Source organism: Lacunimicrobium album, from assembly GCF_052161635.1.
GTDB lineage: Bacteria > Planctomycetota > Planctomycetia > Planctomycetales > Planctomycetaceae > SXPC01.
The window spans coordinates 1,601,824-1,619,154 of sequence record NZ_CP197413.1 but is presented as its reverse complement, the minus strand read 5'-3'; the positions used below and the strand labels follow the sequence as shown (position 1 = coordinate 1,619,154).

14 protein-coding genes are annotated in these 17,331 nt (G+C 54.4%); 10 read left to right on the top strand and 4 right to left on the bottom strand.

Translation table 11 applies throughout. The features are described from left to right. Positions 1-87: 87 nt before the first annotated feature. The 3 genes from SH248x_RS06390 to SH248x_RS06380 form a co-directional block, all read right to left on the bottom strand. Entirely contained in the window at positions 88-561 is a 474-nt protein-coding gene (locus tag SH248x_RS06390; protein ID WP_459557683.1) for a DUF1579 domain-containing protein, read from the bottom strand. Then, complete coding sequence (locus SH248x_RS06385; protein WP_459557682.1) at positions 554-1,000, bottom strand: YciI family protein; 447 nt, start codon at positions 998-1,000, stop codon at positions 554-556. The genes SH248x_RS06390 and SH248x_RS06385 overlap by 8 nt, the downstream gene beginning before the upstream one ends. 120 nt (positions 1,001-1,120) lie before the next feature. Next, entirely contained in the window at positions 1,121-2,356 is a 1,236-nt protein-coding gene (locus SH248x_RS06380; RefSeq protein WP_459557681.1) for an RNA polymerase sigma factor, read from the bottom strand. Between the two features lie 408 nt (positions 2,357-2,764). Here SH248x_RS06380 and SH248x_RS06375 point away from each other — a divergent pair, with 408 nt between their 5' ends. From SH248x_RS06375 to SH248x_RS06350, 6 genes are all read left to right on the top strand, one after another. Beyond that, positions 2,765-4,258, top strand: coding sequence for a hypothetical protein (locus tag SH248x_RS06375; protein ID WP_459557680.1), 1,494 nt, complete (start codon positions 2,765-2,767; stop codon positions 4,256-4,258). A gap of 111 nt (positions 4,259-4,369) precedes the next feature. Next, entirely contained in the window at positions 4,370-5,401 is a 1,032-nt protein-coding gene (locus tag SH248x_RS06370) for an AAA family ATPase (RefSeq protein WP_459557679.1), read from the top strand. Between the two features lie 85 nt (positions 5,402-5,486). Then, positions 5,487-6,380, top strand: coding sequence for a DUF58 domain-containing protein (locus SH248x_RS06365; protein ID WP_459557678.1), 894 nt, complete (start codon positions 5,487-5,489; stop codon positions 6,378-6,380). 105 nt (positions 6,381-6,485) lie between these two features. After that, complete coding sequence (locus tag SH248x_RS06360; protein ID WP_459557677.1) at positions 6,486-8,510, top strand: BatA domain-containing protein; 2,025 nt, start codon at positions 6,486-6,488, stop codon at positions 8,508-8,510. 10 nt (positions 8,511-8,520) lie between these two features. Next, entirely contained in the window at positions 8,521-10,758 is a 2,238-nt protein-coding gene (locus SH248x_RS06355; protein WP_459557676.1) for a hypothetical protein, read from the top strand. Between the two features lie 140 nt (positions 10,759-10,898). Beyond that, the gene (locus SH248x_RS06350) at positions 10,899-11,180 is read left to right on the top strand and encodes a hypothetical protein (protein ID WP_459557675.1); all 282 of its coding nucleotides are present in this window, start codon (positions 10,899-10,901) and stop codon (positions 11,178-11,180) included. Here the strand turns inward: SH248x_RS06350 and SH248x_RS06345 are convergent. Continuing rightward, entirely contained in the window at positions 11,177-11,629 is a 453-nt protein-coding gene (locus SH248x_RS06345; RefSeq protein WP_459557674.1) for a MarR family winged helix-turn-helix transcriptional regulator, read from the bottom strand. The genes SH248x_RS06350 and SH248x_RS06345 overlap by 4 nt on opposite strands. A gap of 199 nt (positions 11,630-11,828) precedes the next feature. Between SH248x_RS06345 and SH248x_RS06340 the strand changes: the two genes are divergently transcribed. From SH248x_RS06340 to SH248x_RS06325, 4 genes are all read left to right on the top strand, one after another. Then, complete coding sequence (locus SH248x_RS06340) at positions 11,829-13,100, top strand: beta-ketoacyl-[acyl-carrier-protein] synthase family protein (protein ID WP_459557672.1); 1,272 nt, start codon at positions 11,829-11,831, stop codon at positions 13,098-13,100. A gap of 560 nt (positions 13,101-13,660) precedes the next feature. Continuing rightward, positions 13,661-15,349, top strand: coding sequence for a DEAD/DEAH box helicase family protein (locus SH248x_RS06335; protein ID WP_459557671.1), 1,689 nt, complete (start codon positions 13,661-13,663; stop codon positions 15,347-15,349). A 172-nt stretch (positions 15,350-15,521) separates the two neighbouring features. Further along, positions 15,522-16,844, top strand: a complete 1,323-nt coding sequence (locus SH248x_RS06330) for a hypothetical protein (RefSeq protein ID WP_459557670.1) — start codon at positions 15,522-15,524, stop codon at positions 16,842-16,844. After that, positions 16,834-17,301, top strand: a complete 468-nt coding sequence (locus SH248x_RS06325) for a hypothetical protein (RefSeq protein ID WP_459557669.1) — start codon at positions 16,834-16,836, stop codon at positions 17,299-17,301. Before SH248x_RS06330 ends, SH248x_RS06325 begins: the two co-directional genes overlap by 11 nt. Positions 17,302-17,331 lie beyond the last annotated feature (30 nt).

Here is a 17,331-nt window from a genome sequence, read left to right as displayed (position 1 = left end):
GAAGGCAGAACGTCTGTTTCGAGTCCTACTGGGGTCAGCTAGAAATCCTGACCCCAGCCACCCTTGGCGTTTCATCTTTGTAAACCATCAAACTCGCTTGTTAGTCGCTTTCATAAAGTCGACCCACTCACCGTTATCCTGTTGCATGCGCGACGAGAGGATCCATTCGTCTTTGTTGACGATCTCGATGATGTCCTGGTAGTTGGTCATCCCTTCGCCGCCGAACTTCGGGCCGACAGCGTCGAGGACGAGTCGCCCTTTGTCATCGATCTTGCCGTTGTAAACCCACAGGTGAGTCATCATCGAGCCGATGAACGTGCCGACATAGCGTTCTTGTTTCGGGTCATAGCCGAGGGTGATGATCGACGTCCAGCCGTCGCCTTCGGGGGACTTGGCTGTGTGTTCCAAGGCAACCCACATCCCATGAAGGGACGTGGCGTGAACTGTGGATTTATGAATGGTGGCAGGCTGGTCAGGACCAGTCTCGCAACTCCCTTCCTGTTCCCAGTCTCCCAGGAGCGTTTCCAGCCATTTGTGTTCTGCTTGTGGTTTCTCAAACATGAGTCAGCCTTTCACTGGATGAACTGTCGGACAATTTCTTCTCTTGCATCTGTCGGAAAAACGCATGGCCACGGGCCGCCATCATCGCCATGAATTCCTCGTTCGCAGGGCGAATCTCAAACGGCCCCATCGAGACGCCTGGGTGTTTCGACATCAGCGCGATCGCATGGTTAAGGTCACGGGCTTCGAGGATGAGGATGCCGCCGAGGAGTTCTTTAGTCTCCGCGTAGGGACCATCGACGACTTGGACTTCGCCATTCTTCATTCTCAGAGTGACGGCCTGGCTGACATCTTTTAATGCTTCCCCACCGACAAAGTGACCGCCCGCAAGGAGTTCATCGTCGTACGCCATACAGGCTTCAACGCGTTTGTTTTGTTCTTCACTGGACAGCGCGTTCCAGGCTTCGACGTCCAGGCATCCTAAGCAAACGAATCTCATTGTCGTCTCTCCCTGTCAATTCAGAAACGGTCAATTCAGAAACGGGCCCTTTTGAATTGGTCGTTTGCCCGTCGTGAGATTCGACATTTCAAATTCAGAATTTCTGGAAATCGTGAAAGCTCAGCTGACTTCCTGCAGACGTCGTCTCAGAAAACGTTTCTCAGGTTCGAGTTGCGCTAATTCGAGAGCCTGAAGATAAGACGTCTTCGCTTCGACATTCTGCCCAAGACGACGCAGCAAATCAGCCTTGGCAGCGTGAGCCAGGTGATAATCTTTGAGATGCCCATCCGCGAGAATGGTGTTGATAACCGCCAGCCCAACCTCCGGCCCGTCTCGCATGGCGAGGGCAACGGCGCGATTCAGTTCAATGACAGGATTCTCCCCAGCTGTCAGGAGCAAATCGTAAAGCGAAACGATCCGCTCCCAATTGGTCGATGACGAATTCTCGGCTTCCGCATGAGCCAATGAAATCGCAGCCTGAATGGTGTAAAGGCCGATGCTCCCGCTCGACATGGCTTTGGCGACAAGCTGGCGCCCCTCCTGGATCGCGTCCCGATGCCACAGACTGCGGTCCTGATCTTCAAGGAGGATCAGTTCGCCATCCATGTCAACGCGAGCGGCCTTGCGTGAATCGTGAAGCAGCATGAGTGCCGTCAGGCCAGCAACTTCAGAATCATCGAGGAGTTCCATCAGGACTCGCCCCAGACGAATCGCTTCCCCGGTCAGATCAGATCGGGTGACCGCATCACCGCTGGAAGCCGAGTAGCCTTCATTGAAGACGAGGTAAATGACCGAGAGGACCGCTTCAATACGCTCGGGAAGTTCATCGACGGAGGGAATCTCATAAGGAATGTTCGCGCTACGGATCTTGGATTTTCCGCGGACAATCCGCTGGGCGATCGTCGGAGGCGTTGTCAGGAAAGCACGGGCGACTTCCTCAGTGGTCAGGCCACAAACTTCTCGCAAGGTGAGTGCGACCTGCGTGCTTTCATTCAATGAGGGGTGACAGCACGTGAAGATCAGGCGCAGGGTATCGTCCTCCAGCCTGCCAACATCCAACTCCTTCTCGTCAGGCTGGAGGCCATCCTGTCTTCGGAGGATGTCTGCCTTTGACGAATCAAAGCGAGCCGAGCGACGGATCGCGTCGATGCGTTTGAAGCGACCCGCAGAAACTAACCAGGCGCGCGGGTTGGCAGGGACCCCTTCCGTTTCCCATTTCTCAACCGCAGCAGCGAAGGCTTCGTGCATTGCCTCTTCAGCGGAATCAAAGTCGCCGAGCAGACGGACCAGGGATGCGAACACGCGGCGTGATTCGCGGACATAAAGGGTTTCCACCAGTTGACGCACTTCCGACATTCAATTCGCCTGTCTGCTCGACGGTCTCTCGTTTGCCCGCTTGATGATCCTGTTTTCTGCCTTATCCAATATTTGAAACCCGATGAGAAGTCCCCCGCGCGACTCTCTCCAGAATCGCCTTTGTAAACACTCGTCAACGTAACGATTGTAACTTTCCGAAACCGCGGACGAAAGCAGGGAACCCCTTCTTCGGATTTCTCGGAACTTGTCAGCAGCTGAACGCATCACAGAGTTTTCAGACGCTCCATTTGCCAGGAAGTCGCGAATCGCACGTTGCGGCTGGAAATGTTCACGCATATACTCAAGAAGATTTCTGTGGGCGAAAACACAGTTTGGTCACAACATGGTTCGATCAAAACCCAGTTCGGTCACTCGCCCAGCCCTTCGAGACAGTCAGGCAGCAGTCCTATGGTTCGAGCGATAACGATGGCGGCATTGCTGATGACCGCTCAACTCAGCAGCGGCATGACAACCGCCAATGCTCAGATTGCCAATCCGTTCAAAGCGATTCAAAAACTGGTTGAAGAAGTTGCTGCCCCGAGAGCAGCCATACGTGTGATCGCACAACCGGTACAGGATCCGTTTGGACCTAAAGAAAAAGAAGCCCGGGAGAATCGCCTGAAAGAACTGGGCGGCACGTATCTCGTCTGGGTGGATGGGATCTGCGAATTGACCGATGAGCAGGAAAAAAAGCTGACAGAACTCGTTATGAAACTCGCAACAGCGGCACCGCAGGAACTCAACGCGCAACAACGACAGCAGGCACAGATCTTTCGTTATCTGCCGGAGTCGTCACCAGTCCTGTTCAACGCCGCGACGGGACCAGCCGGGAAGTTTCTGACCGACCTGAAGAAGGAAATCAGCCAGGAGAAGATTCTCACGGATGACCAGAAGATCGTGCTCGAAGACGCAGTTCAGAATCGGTCGCAATGGCGTCACCGGTGTTACAGCGATGAGTTGATCAATCTCGTTGATGATCAGCTCTATTTCACCCCCGCGCAAAGAGAGCAGATCAGTGCTGATTTTGCCGAACAGAAGCCCCTGCGAACGCATGCCTTATATGCATTTCACAACTACAATTATTACATCCCCTATGAACCAGCCACCGAGCAGCTCAAGCATTTCGAGAAGCACCTGACGACTTCGCAGGAAAAACGTCTGGATGATCTCGAGCAGATCAATCCCTCCAGTCACATCACGTTCAACGGGGCGGACGGTATCGATCAATGGTATGTGACTCTTGATGAGGAGACGAATCGTCAGCAGGAGAAGTTCCGGGCAGCCATTGATGTTCGGGTCTCGTTTTACCAGTCTCAAAATGAGATCCCGCAGCCTGACCAGCGAACCTTGCAGGTTGCAGGAAAGGGGACAACTCAGAAGATCCTCTCACAGTGGCGTGAAAGCACTCTTCAGACTCTTCGACAATACGAAGACATGCAGCGTCAGAATAATCAGAACTTTTCCTTCGGCCTGCAGTACCCAGAGGTGCAAAACCTGGAATCGGACCCGCTGTGGACACATACGATCGAAAAACTCAAGCTGAAAGATGTCGGGCAGCAACGGGCGAAGATGATCGAGGATGCTGATCTCGAGTATCTGCTCGCGATGCTTGATGATGAACTCTGGCTGTCCAAAGATCAGCTTGATCCAATTCGTGAACTGCTTCGTAACAAGAAGGTCGCCGATGATCCGTCTGGATACGCGCGATCCTATTATTACTCGAAAGAGTTGCTGAGATTTGCGCGAATCGTGCATCTGTTGACCGAAGAGGAAGTTCGCCCAATCCTCAATCCTCAACAGATGGCTGTCTGGGATCGCATCAAAGGTTATTTCCGTGTCCAGGGAAATTACGTCACCATGCAAAGCCGTCACGGCGACTTGCAGATCGGATCGATCAAATAATCTCAGATTTCCTGCAAATGATTTGAACTTCACGTACGTATCGATCATCGTAGTGCGACTCATTCGCTGCACTCACTATTTCGGATGAACTCTCGGTTATTCAGGAGCACCATGTCGACATCTCTACAACCGCATTCGGAATTACAACAGGATGACGTCGCCGCGATCGATGAGCTGCGTGGTATTTATGCAAAGCTGAAATCAGAGCTTGCCAAAGTCATCGTTGGGCAGGAGCAGGTCGTCGAACAACTGGCGATCTGCCTGTTCGCCCGAGGTCACTCCCTGCTGATGGGGGTTCCTGGACTGGCCAAGACACTGCTGGTTTCGCGTCTGGCGGAAACGATGTCTCTGAACTTTTCGCGGATCCAGTTCACGCCCGACCTGATGCCGATGGACATCACCGGGACTGACATTCTACAGGAGACCGCAGAAGGACGTCGTCAGTTCGAGTTCGTGAAAGGCCCCGTGTTTGCCAACATTGTGCTGGCCGATGAGATCAACCGGGCACCTGCCAAAACGCAAGCCGCGATGCTCGAAGCGATGCAGGAACATAAGGTGACCGTCGTCGGACGGACTTATACGCTGCAGCAGCCGTTCTTCGTGCTCGCGACTCAGAACCCGGTCGAACAGGAAGGAACTTATCCGCTGCCCGAAGCTCAGCTCGACCGGTTCATGTTCCTGATTCATGTTGACTACCCGACGCGTGACGATGAAATCCAGATCGCCCGTTCGACAACCGGAGGTGCGATCCCTCAACTCGAACACATCATTCATGGCGAAGACGTTATACGGTTCCAGAGCCTGGTACGCCGGGTGCCAGTGCCTCAGCACATTTATGAATTCGCCGTGGACCTGGTTCGTCGAACCCGTCCACAGCTGAAAGAAACACCCGCGTGGCTGAAGCCACTTGTTTCCTGGGGAGCGGGCCCTCGTGCCGTGCAGTATCTGATTCTGGGTGCCAAAGCGCGAGCGGCGTTGACGGGTAGCTACATGGCTCGTCTGGAAGACATTATGGAAGTTGCAGGCCCAGTGCTGGCACACCGCGTTCTGACGAACTTCAATGCCGAGTCGGAAGGCATCCGCAGTATTGATGTGGTTAATCGACTTGTGGAAGAACTTGCCTCTGCGGATCAGTACCGCTAACGTGCGCTCCCTTTCGGTCGCGGCTCTGATTCGAAATCTCACAGACAAGAATGTCTGTGCTACTGATCCATGAGTGTGAACTTCCATGCGTGACTTTATCGATCCCCGAGTCGTCTCCCGTCTGTCGAGCCTGGCGCTTGATGCGCGTATGCCGATGGTCGGTAACGTGACCGGGCGACACCGCAGTCCGACGCGAGGCTCGAGTCTGGAATTTGCTGAGTATCGTAAGTACGTTCCCGGGGACGATACCCGTCGACTCGACTGGCGCGCCTGGGGACGCAGTGACCGCTACTACATCAAAGAATTCGAAGCCGACACCAACCTGCGAATGTGTCTGGTTGTCGATATCAGCGGATCGATGAAATACGGCGTGAATGCCTCGACCGAAGCCGGGAAGTCTCGCCTGGATTATGCCCGTCGGATGGCAGGGACACTCGCCTATGTCGCATCGGGTCAAGGGGATTCGGTCGGCTTGTATTGTGCGGGCGAAAACTTCGAGAAAGAGATTTCCCCGAAGCGAAGTGCAGCTCACCTGAAACTGGTTCTTGATGAACTTGGCAAGATGGAAGCCAAGGGAATGTCAGGACTGCCAGTCGCATTACATGACGCAGCTGAGAAGATCCAACAACGAGCACTCGTGGTCATTTTCTCCGATCTGCTGATGGATCCTGACGTCCTCAAAGGCTGCTTTCAGCACCTGCGATTTCGCAAGCATGATGTCGTCGTGTTTCACCTGCTCGACCCGACAGAGGTTGAATTCAAATTCGATCGACCACTGCGGTTTCTCGATCTCGAAGGTGGCGCACCGATGCTCATCGATCCCGTGTCGATCGCGCGTCAATATCGCGAAGCAGTCCAGAAGTATCTCGAACAGGTCAAGACGGTCATGCGCGAATCAGGCGTGGACTATCACCGAGTCAACTTAGAAGAGAACTACGCAGATGTCCTCGTGCGGTTCCTCCTTGCACGAAAGTCCTAATTATGGAAATCGGGAATTTGAAATTAGAAATTAGCCGATCCGCTTCGCTCGGCTGTTTCTTCTTTCCAATTTCCAATTCCTAATTTCCAATTTCAAAACTCACCTATGACGTTCCTCCAACCCTTTATTCTTTTCGCTCTCCCGCTGATCGCGTTGCCGATCTTGATCCACCTGATCAATCAGCAGCGTTATAAGACGATCCCCTGGGCGGCGACGATGTTTCTGCTGCAGGCCAAACGGATGGCCAAGGGGATGGCGCGTCTCAAATACATTTTCATCCTGATCGCGCGGATGCTGGCGGTTGCGGGGTTGCTGTTTGCACTCAGTCGCCCAATGGCGACAGGCTGGTCCTTCTTCGGCGGCGGTTCACAACCAGAGACAACCATTGTCATTCTGGACCGCTCTGCGAGCATGGAACAGCAGAGTACACAAGGCAGCCCGTCAAAGCGTCTCACGTCGCTGCAAAAAGTTGCCGACATGGTCAACACCTCGGGACGCAACACCGAGCTGATCCTCATTGACAGCGCGACAGCCAAGCCGCTGAAACTCGATTCCGCAGAGAACCTCCTCGATCTGCCACAGACAGTCGCCACCGCGACGGCTGCCGACATTCCTGCCCTGATCGAATCGGCTGTCGAATACATCACCGTCAATCAACTGGGTCGGACGGATGTCTGGATCTGCTCGGACTTGCGGAATAATGACTGGTCGCCAAGCAGTGGTCGCTGGGAAGCAATTCGAACGCAGCTGGCGGATCGTCAGGGTGTCCGTTTCTACCTGCTGACCTACCCGACCATTCCCGAGAACAATCTGGCAATCAGTGTGACGAAAGTCGAACGGGTGCTGACGCCGACGACTTCAGAACTGCGGCTGGATATGGAAGTCACGCGATCAAAGTCGAGTGACGAGTCGATCAAGGTGCCGGTGAATCTCGTCATCAATGGGGCGAGGTCGACCATTGATATTGAACTGACAGGGGCAAGAACGCTCATCGCAGGACAGGCGATTCCTCTTGATCGTGAGTCGACACGTGGCTGGGGTTACGTCGAGCTGCCCCGAGATCAGAATGTCACTGATGACGTTTCGCATTTCGTTTATTCAGAACTGGCTGCCCGTCAGACGACGATCGTGGCCGAGTCATCAGATATTGGAAGCCTGATCAAGCTCGCGATGGAAACACCTTCGCAGCGTGGCGTCAGCTTTACGACCGAAGTCCTTCGTCCGAGTGAAGCGGCCGCCATCGACTTTAACGCCTCGGCCTGTCTCATCTGGCAGGGCCCCTTGCCAACTGGCCAGACGGCTCAGCAGATCGAAAGTTTTCTCGCGATGGGCCGCAGCGTCTTTTTCTTCCCGCCCGATTCACCCGATGATTCTTCGCTTCTGGGATTGAGCTGGAAGCAGTGGGAAGAAGCCGATGCAAATGCTCCTCTGAACATCAAGAACTGGAAGATCGAGAACGATCTTTTCGCCAACACACAAAGCAATGCTCCCCTGCCAGTCGGCGACATTACGGCGTATCGATACTGTCCCTATGACGTGAAGTCGGCTGTGACTTTGGCGAGTCTGGATGGCAACATCCCGCTGGTCAGTCGCATCACGACCAATCAGGGCGCAGCATACGCCTGTGCGACACTGCCCCGTCTGGCGGATTCGACACTGGCGCGGAACGGGATCGTATTCTACATCATGATGCACCGCGTTCTCGACCAGGGGGCAGCGACACTGCAAGCCGCCCGCAGTCTGACCTGCGGAACGATTTCAGAAGAAGCGACGACGAACTGGAAGCCAGTCGATACCTACGCGGAAGCGGTCATGCCGTCTCAGCGTCCCTATGAAGCAGGGCTTTATCAGAGTGACGATCGCTATGTCGGTTTGACTCGCCCGTCTGCGGAAGATGATCTTTCGGTTGTCGCGAAGGAGACGTTGGACGAATCAATGTCTGGCCTGGATTTCACGCTGATCGACGATCAGGCGGGAAGTAACTTTGCACTGGCCAGTGAAGTCTGGCGATTCTTTCTGATCATCATGGTCATCGCCCTCGTTGTGGAATGTATCCTTTGCATTCCCGATAAAGCCCCCGTTTCCATGCAGTTCCCACAAGTCCGTACCCCCGAACGCCCTGCCGCCTGACAAAAATCGTATGACGTTTTTCTGGACTACCTCGACTCTGGTCATCTCGCTGGTCGTGATGTTGATCGCGATTTATTGCAGCTGGCTCAGCTACGCGCGCAGCGGGCATTCAACCAAGATGCTCCTCCTCGAAGGCTTACGTCTGACGCTGATCGCGATGGCGCTGATTACGCTGAACCAGCCTGAGTACCTGGAGGAAATCCGCCCGGACAAGAAACCGACGCTGGTCGTGCTTTACGATACGTCTTCGTCGATGAAGACGCAGGATGTCCTCGATCCGAGGAACCCGACGAACCCTGCACAGACACGTCGCGAAGTCGTCGACAAAGTCGTGACCCCACCTTCGCCAGCAGAGGGTACCATTGAATCGAAAGAGGCAAAGCCTCAACTCGATCCGAAGTGGGCACCGCTGTCTGAGAAGATGGAGGTGGTGTTCGAGCCGTTTTCGTCGGAACTCAAGGACGCCTCACAAGGATCTGACCTCGGCGGCGCTCTCGATCATGTGTCGCAAAAGTTTCCACTCCTGCGAGGGATCGTGCTGATGTCGGATGGCGACTGGAACACCGGTCCTGCGCCGCATACATCTGCCACGAAGTTGCGGATGAAAGGGGTCCCGGTTCATGCGGTTACCGTCGGAAGTCCTGATCGTCTCCCCGATGTCGAACTGGCCTCGGTTGATGCACCGACGTTTGGGGTTGTCGGCAAGACGCTGAATATCCCGTTTCGAATTCTCAGTTACCTGCCGCGTGATCGGGACATCAATGTCACGCTGAACGGGACACAGGGGGAAATCATCCAGAAGAACGTCCGTGTGTCTGGCATGGGCCAACTGCGGGATTCCCTCAACTGGAAGCCCGAGAAGGTCGGTGAGTACACGCTGAGCATCGATATTCCGGTGGATGAGGCGGAGATCAATAAATCAAACAACAAGATTTCCTTTCCGATCACGATCAATCAGGAAACGCTGAAAGTCCTGATTGTCGAGTCGTATCCACGCTGGGAGTATCGCTACCTGCGGAATGCACTCGAGCGAGATCCGGGGGTCGATATTGCGTGTCTTTTGTTTCATCCTGACCTGAAAGAGGTCGGTGGCGGTCGCGGGTATCTGGAGAAGTTTCCCAACGAGTCAGAACTGTTCGACTATGACGTTGTCTTCCTGGGTGATGTCGGACTTGAAAGCGGCCAGCTGACGGCTCAGGACTGCGAAAACCTCAAACAGCTTGTCATCAGTCAAGCAGGTGGTTTAGTCTTCCTGCCGGGGTTTCGCGGCAAGCAGGCAACATTGCTGACATCGGCTTTGGAAGACCTTTATCCCGTCGTGCCAGACTCTGCGACACCTCGCGGGTTTGGATCAGTCATCCCTGCCCGGTTCTCGCTGACGGAAGCGGGACGGAAGTCGTTGTTAACGCGACTTGAACCCGAAGAACTCGAGAATGAAGACGTCTGGACGAACCTGCCTGGATTTCAGTGGTATGCCGCTACTCAGCGGGCCAAGATTGGCAGTCAGGTTCTCGCGACACACGAATCCGAGACCACACCTGATGGCCGGGTGCCGCTGATCGTGACACGCCCCTCGGGCACTGGGAAGGTTCTTTTCATGGGGACCGACGGGGCCTGGCGTTGGCGAGAAGGGGTCGAAGACCTTTACCATTATCGCTTCTGGGGACAGGTTGTCCGCTGGATGGCGTATCAACGGAATATGTCGACCGGCGAAGCGATGCGGTTGTTCTATACGCCAGAGCGTCCGAATGCGGGTGATACGGTCACGCTGAATGCCAACGTGATGAGTTCGACCGGCGAGCCTCTCAAGGAGGGAACGGTCGTCGTGCAGATTACGGATCCATCGGGAACAGTGGACTCCGTCAAACTCGTGACCGCAGGAGAGGATGCCTGGGGACTGTTTACCGGGACGTTCACTCCGAAAGCAGGGGGCGAGTATAAACTCGTGACGACCTGTCTGGAAAACGGGTCGCGACTGGAAACATCGATCTCCGTTCTGGGTGTTGATAAGGAAAAGATTGGCCAGCCGGCGCGAGAAGATGTGATGAAAGAGATCGCGGAGATCACGCGCGGCCAGGTTGCCCAGATTGATGATGTCGAATCGGTCATTGATGAACTGGCGAAATTGCCCGAGCCCGAACCGCTGGTTCGTCGGTATCGTTTATGGGCGGACCCGATCTGGGGAGGTGCCATTGTTGTCCTGCTGGGTGTCTTTTGGACAGCAAGAAAGCTGACGGGATTGGCCTGATCCTGGTCGTCGGGCGAGCAAGCCGGTCTTGAGCCGTACAAAACGCGAAGAATTCTTCGCCAAAAGCCGCGACTGGATAGTCAGGCACAGCGTGTGCATGATGAATGGACTGATAACACTTTATCAGCCAGGAGAGTCACATGAATACGCTCACGATTACGACACCAGGTTATTCTCACGTGTTACTGTCCTCATTCAGTCAGGTCTTGAAAGACCTGATGTCGCCAGTTGTTTTCAGCCTGTCTCGGAAAAAGGATGCGCACGGCGATCACATCCCTGATGAAGCAGAAATCGACGATACGCTGGATGACTCATTTCCCGCCAGCGATCCGCCTTCCTATAGCCCGGTCACGGGAGTGAGTTCGTCCGAGGAGGAACTTAAAGAAGACGAGGAAGAAAACCTCAAAGCAAAGCCGCGCTAAGCGTCGACTGATTCAGACAGCATAAGCCTCCCGGTTGCTTCGATAAGTGCCTTTGCACCATCAGCACCGAGGAGGCTTTGTGCTTTTTGTTGAGCGCGCAGCCAGGCCGGATAGATCTTTTTTAACAATGCCCGTCCTTCTTTGGTGACGCGGAAAGGCTGTGTGCGGGCATCTTCCTGAGGAACCGGTTCAAGCCAGCCGCGAGTGCGCATCCGGTCGAGATTCCGGCTCAGTGTCGATGCATCGATCTGAAGGATTTCTCCGACTTCCGAAGGAAGCATCCTGCCACGGTCAGCTGCCAGGACAAGGATATTGAGTTGGCTGGATTTAATCTGGAACGGCCGAAGTTCATCATCGTAGATATTCGTCACAACGCGATTCAGACATCTCAAGCGTCCGGAGATGCAGGTCTTGAGAATTTGTGTGACACGCGGATCGGATTGACTCATAATGCACGTTCCAAGGCAAAACACATTGCAAGATTACTTGTATATGAAACATTTTTCCTGGTCAAGAGAGAACAGCCTCAAACACTTATTGACGAAAAGAAGACTTGCATATACAACTTTGTGAGAGATCTCTCGGTTCTGGCCGTATTTTTGACGCCGTATTGTTTGACCGTATTGTATGACAGTGGAGTAGCGGATTATGCGACGGGTCGTGGTCACTGGTATTGGAATGATGAGTCCGATAGGTAATACCGTTGCGGAGACTTGGCAGGCATTACTGGCTGGTAAGTCCGGGGTTGATCGCCTGTCTCTGTTGCGTCCAGATACGTTCAAAGCGAAAATTGCCGCCGAAGTGAAGAACTTCGATGCGGCCAGTCACCCCATTGCTTCGCGCTACCCGAACTCGGGCCGGAATGTTCACTTTGGATTGATCGCGTCTCAGGAAGCCGTCGACCAGAGCGGCATTCTCGATGGCTTTTACCAGCCCGAGCAGATCGGCGTTTACACGGGATCAGGAGAAGGGGCCCAGGACTTTCCAGAGTTCATGGGCATGATCGCCCGGTCGTATGACAATGGAAATGTCGATATGAAGAAATTCACGCAGATCGCGCTCAGTGAACTGCATCCGGAAAGAGAATTTGAACAGGAGCCGCATGCTGTCCCAGGGCATCTGGCGGGACGATTTCAGTTCTTCGGACCGAATGCCAACACATTGACGGCCTGCGCAGCAGCAGCCCAGGCCATCGGAGAGTCCGCAGAGTTAATCCGTCAGGGAGACGCGGATGCCATGCTGACGGGCGGTAGTACCTCCATGATTCACTATTTCGGGATGTCTGGCTTTTCGCTGCTGACGACCTTGTCGACTCGCAATGACGATCCCCAGCGAGCCTCGCGCCCGTTCGATCGGGATCGCGATGGATTCGTCTTAGGAGAAGGGGCCGGCATGCTCATTCTGGAAGAATACGAATCCGCGAAGAAGCGTGGTGCGAACATTCTGGCGGAACTGACGGGGTATGGCTCGACAGCCGATGCGTACCGCATCACAGATATCCATCCAGAAGGACGAGGAGCAGCCGCTTCGATGTCGATGGCTCTCAAGCAGGCGAAGCTGAATCCCGAGCAGATCGATTACCTGAATGCTCACGGGACGAGTACGAAGGCAAACGACAAGCTGGAAACGATGGCGATCAAGACCGCCTTTGGCGAGCGAGCCAAGAGCATTCCAATCAGCAGCACAAAGAGCATGACCGGCCACCTCGTCGCCGCCAGTGGCGGGATTGAATCGATCTTCGCCATCCTCGCGATGCAAAAGGGAGCCGCCCCTCCGACCATCAATCTCGAAAACCATGACCCGGAATGTGACCTTGATTACATTCCCAATACCGCGCGTGACCTGCCGTCAAAACATGTCCTGAGCAACAGCTTCGGCTTCGGCGGCCAGAACATTTCTCTGGTGTTCTCAGCTGTCTGAGAATTCCGAGTTGCTTCCCGGAGAGGGTAAGGGTAAGGCCCTCCCGTGACGATCGGTCTGTGGAAGCTTGGCCCAGACTGGCACGTTGCTTTGACGCACGAGTTGATCCGTCACATGCTGGCGCACGTCCGCGTCGTGGCCACGCAGAAAGGAGAAGCCAGAACAGCGCCAGGAGGCCGAAAAAGGAATTCGTATCCGTCCTCTGACGATCGTTCCACAGAGCTGGCCGGGCAACAAATTGATGGAAGAAGATCACCAGGGAGAGAACGCGACCGTCCGCATCAACATGCGGCACCCATTCTATCGAGAGGTATACAGCAAGGTTCTCGCCCTTTTCGATACGCATACAGAAACTTCTGAGGCATCCGATCCAAGGATTGCAAAACTCGCCCTCGTCGGTCTGGATCTGCTGATCCTGGAATACGCACGAGCAGAGGGAATGCAGGCCAACGCGACTGAATCTACAGCGACCTCCGCACGTACTGGAGCGTCCACTTGAAGAACATAGTGCAGGGGTAGAAGCGAGTCTGACTCTGCACCACTAAGAGAGAGGGCGTTGTATGGGGCTGCGAAGCTGCGAATTTCTTACGGAGTACCGCTCAGGCTATGACAACCTGATTCAGGACTTCTACCACCCAGCATTGAAGCAATCGCACCAGTATTGGAGGGCGGCGGGCTTTTTCTCCAGCACCGCGCTGGAAGCGATTGGTTCGCCGCTGGGTGATTTCATCAGACGTGGCGGTAAGATGCGGCTAATCACATCGGTTCATCTTCAGGACGAGGACATTCAGGCCATCGAGCAAGGATTGGATCGACAAGCCGTTTGCGAACAGCGTCTCTTGGAGCAAATCCAAATTGACTTTGCGGCACCCTTTGGACGGGGTTCCGCATTGTTAATGTCGCTGCTACAACTCGACCGACTTGAGATCAGGATCTCCTTGCCCAAGAGCGGGCGCGGGATTTACCACGAAAAGGTCGGAATCTATCTCGACGATGTGGGCGACTATGTGTCCTTCGCCGGATCGCCCAACGAAAGTCGCTCAGGCTTGGAGATCAACTACGAGTGCATCGACGTGTTCCCGTCGTGGGAAGATGACTCTCGTGCCCTGGCGAAACGACGTCACTTTGAATTGCTCTGGGAAGGCAAAGCACGCGGAGCCGATACGTTTTCGTTTCCGGAAGCGGTGAAACGCGATCTTCTGCGTATCTTCGAAGACTCACAGGAAGCTCGGCAATTCAATGTTCGAACACCAGCAACTTCGACAGGGCGATTGTGGCCGCATCAGAGTGAAGCCGTTCAGCACTTCCTGGACAAACGCCGTGGCGTGTTAGAGATGGCGACCGGAACAGGGAAAACGCGGACCGCACTGCATCTTTGCCAACGGCTTCTCACGGAGAATGCTATTCAGACGATCATTGTCTCGACCGATGGAAACGACCTGCTGGATCAGTGGTACATTCACCTGCTGGACCTTACGCGGCAATTGTCACAGCGATTCAGAGTCCTTCGACACTACCAGTCGTATTACGAACGCGACAATTTTATTCTCGATCCACAACACACGATCCTGCTCATTTCTCGGCCAAATTTAGCACCGGCTCTAAGAAATCTGAGCCCAGAAGATGCGGCGAACACATTTCTAATCCATGACGAAGTCCATCGGCTTGGCAGCCCCGGCAACCGCCAGTCGCTCGGGACATTGTCCACCCCGATTCCATATCGACTTGGCCTAAGTGCCACTCCTGACCGTGAATACGACAGCGTCGGAAACGCGTTCATCGAGTCGCACGTCGGACCGGTGCTTTACAGATTCGGTCTTGAGGACGCGATCCGCAGCAGCATCCTCGCGCCTTTCACATACCACGCCATCGAGTACACGCCCGATGCTGACGACCGATTTCGTCTCAAGCAGGTGTGGAAGAAGGCAACCGCCCGCCGCTCAGAATTCATGGGACGCCGGAAAAGTACGGTCTTTTCGAAAGCGAGGAGACTCCTGAGTGGACGGTCTTTTTCGAGTCGCCCTACTCCACAACCAACACCGGATCACGATCAATCTGGCACTCAATTTCGAAGACGGAACGATACGGTACACGACGACCGTACCGGCAGGGATGAAGCAAGGATTTCATCCGCCGAGGGACTTGGCCAGATTCCTTCGCCCGGAGTTCGTGAACTTCTTCGTCTTCGACGGCGAGTTAGCGGAACAGCTTCTCAACCACAACCACACGAATGCGCAATCGGTCATTGAGGATCTCTTCCAACTGAGCCTCTTCAACTCGGTGGGAAATCGAGTCCGAGAATATTGGGAGCAACAGACATCAAACCGTGGCGCAACCGAAGACCGCGGACTTTCCCGTCGCAGGAACCGCGTGTCTACCCTCCGAAATCGAATTTCCCAACTCGAATTGGAACAGGCAAAGTTGCAGAAGAGCCGCGACGACCTGAGCCGGGATTTTCAGAAGAAGAAACGTCGTTTCCAGTCTGCACTCGCTGCGCAGAAGGAGTTGGGTGATCGTCTACGAAAAGCGGATGCTGACTTGGTTGCAGCGAGTGCAGCGGTGGACTATTCCGCCAAGTCTCTGCTGACGAAGATGCGCAATCCGCATTCGCTCTCCGCCGTATTCGCCTTCGAAATGTTAACCTTTAAGAACAGTCTCGACCGCGTCAAACTACCCGAGAGCACTGCACGAGAATTCTTCGAAGAATTAGCTGAAGAGCCGCATTGCGTGTGCGGACGCGAATTGAATGACGATACCCGGCGTGTCATCAGAGAACGAGCGTCGCAATACTTGGGATCCGACGACGTCGCACTCCTGAATGCAATAAAAGGAGACGTCGCCGACATTGTGGGGGCTATGCCGGAAGAACATGAGGCAGACCTGAAAACGCAAGTTAAGGACCTGACCGACTGCACCCGCAAGGCGAGTGAAATGCGGACCGAGCGGGACCGAATAGAAACCGAGGGAGTTGCCAATGACCCGACTCTCGAAGAAGCTCAACGCGACATCACACACCTCGAAGAGAAACTCCGTAGCTTGGATGACGATCTTCAGAAGTACGACGACATCTTGGACACCGCCGGAGACGACGACACCTTTGGCATCAAAGTCCTGAAGCGGCGACTCTCCGATGCAGAAGACAAGCTTGCCGAGATTAGCCAAACATTAGCTCTCAAGGGCAAGCGAGACATCCTCGTGAAGATTCTTGAAGCTGCACATCAGCTCGCCAGAGCAGGAATCAGTCGCGAGATTTGCACCGACGCGAATGATCGCATCGAGTCACTGATGCCGAACAATGCAATCCGCATTCGCGAGGTGAATCGTTGCCTTCTGCTTCAAAACCAAGAAGGCGGCAGTGTCGGCGAAACGCTGTCGGTTGCGTACGCGTTCCTCGCCACACTCTTCAACCGGACAGATCACGATCTTCCGTTCGTGGTTGACAGTCCGGCGAACCCGATCGATTTGCGGGTCCGATCAAAGGTCGCGGAGCTTATTCCGCGTCTCACTGGTCAGTTCCTGGCGTTCACGATATCGAGCGAGCGGGAAGGATTCCTGAAGAATTTGGAACAGTCCGCGTCCGAGCCGTTGCAATACATCACACTATTCCGAAAAGGTGCCACCGATCTCGACGAATCCGCCGGCACACAACCTGAAATCCAAGACAGCCCGGATGGACTGTGTGTCTTCGGACGACCATTCTTCCACGAATTCCACGTAGATCGAGAGGCTGGAAATGCCGTTTAGACTTCGCAAAGACACTCGCAAGTGGTTCAAGAACGTCGAGAGCGCGTTCGATCTCGACTTCGATATGTACTACCTATGCCTGATGGCTGGACTTGCCGTCGGGCGTAAAGAGGACATTTCGAGCGGGGACACGACAGAATTGGTAGATGACTTCCCTGGTGACTACCGGGCAAAGGGCCGCCTCGTCCTCTCACTGTTTCTGAGTCGAGAGATTAAGTCACTTGGCGTGAAGCTCTCTGAACGGACGACGCTCCATTCAGCAATCCATCACCTGGTGAATCCATTGTCGGCATCACACCTGAGCGATGCTGGTCTCAAGGAAATGAACCGGTACTCGTTTGGTGGCTTTGAGGTTCTGACAGAGTGGTTCGACGACCAGCCCCGTACAATCGAAACGTTTTTGCCACTGTACAAACGAAAGGTCGACGCTGCTCTCAGTTCTAAAGACGGCATGTAGGTTGAAGTCACCGCTCATAGTCAGGAGTCT

What these genes read in the sequence shown, in the direction of transcription:
- SH248x_RS06390 (WP_459557683.1), bottom strand. Translation starts at nt 561, where the DNA reads ATGTTTGAGAAACCACAAGCAGAACACAAATGGCTGGAAACGCTCCTG.
- SH248x_RS06385 (WP_459557682.1), bottom strand. Translation starts at nt 1,000, where the DNA reads ATGAGATTCGTTTGCTTAGGATGCCTGGACGTCGAAGCCTGGAACGCG.
- SH248x_RS06380 (WP_459557681.1), bottom strand. Translation starts at nt 2,356, where the DNA reads ATGTCGGAAGTGCGTCAACTGGTGGAAACCCTTTATGTCCGCGAATCA.
- SH248x_RS06375 (WP_459557680.1), top strand. Translation starts at nt 2,765, where the DNA reads ATGGTTCGAGCGATAACGATGGCGGCATTGCTGATGACCGCTCAACTC.
- SH248x_RS06370 (WP_459557679.1), top strand. Translation starts at nt 4,370, where the DNA reads ATGTCGACATCTCTACAACCGCATTCGGAATTACAACAGGATGACGTC.
- SH248x_RS06365 (WP_459557678.1), top strand. Translation starts at nt 5,487, where the DNA reads ATGCGTGACTTTATCGATCCCCGAGTCGTCTCCCGTCTGTCGAGCCTG.
- SH248x_RS06360 (WP_459557677.1), top strand. Translation starts at nt 6,486, where the DNA reads ATGACGTTCCTCCAACCCTTTATTCTTTTCGCTCTCCCGCTGATCGCG.
- SH248x_RS06355 (WP_459557676.1), top strand. Translation starts at nt 8,521, where the DNA reads ATGACGTTTTTCTGGACTACCTCGACTCTGGTCATCTCGCTGGTCGTG.
- SH248x_RS06350 (WP_459557675.1), top strand. Translation starts at nt 10,899, where the DNA reads ATGAATACGCTCACGATTACGACACCAGGTTATTCTCACGTGTTACTG.
- SH248x_RS06345 (WP_459557674.1), bottom strand. Translation starts at nt 11,629, where the DNA reads ATGAGTCAATCCGATCCGCGTGTCACACAAATTCTCAAGACCTGCATC.
- SH248x_RS06340 (WP_459557672.1), top strand. Translation starts at nt 11,829, where the DNA reads ATGCGACGGGTCGTGGTCACTGGTATTGGAATGATGAGTCCGATAGGT.
- SH248x_RS06335 (WP_459557671.1), top strand. Translation starts at nt 13,661, where the DNA reads ATGGGGCTGCGAAGCTGCGAATTTCTTACGGAGTACCGCTCAGGCTAT.
- SH248x_RS06325 (WP_459557669.1), top strand. Translation starts at nt 16,834, where the DNA reads ATGCCGTTTAGACTTCGCAAAGACACTCGCAAGTGGTTCAAGAACGTC.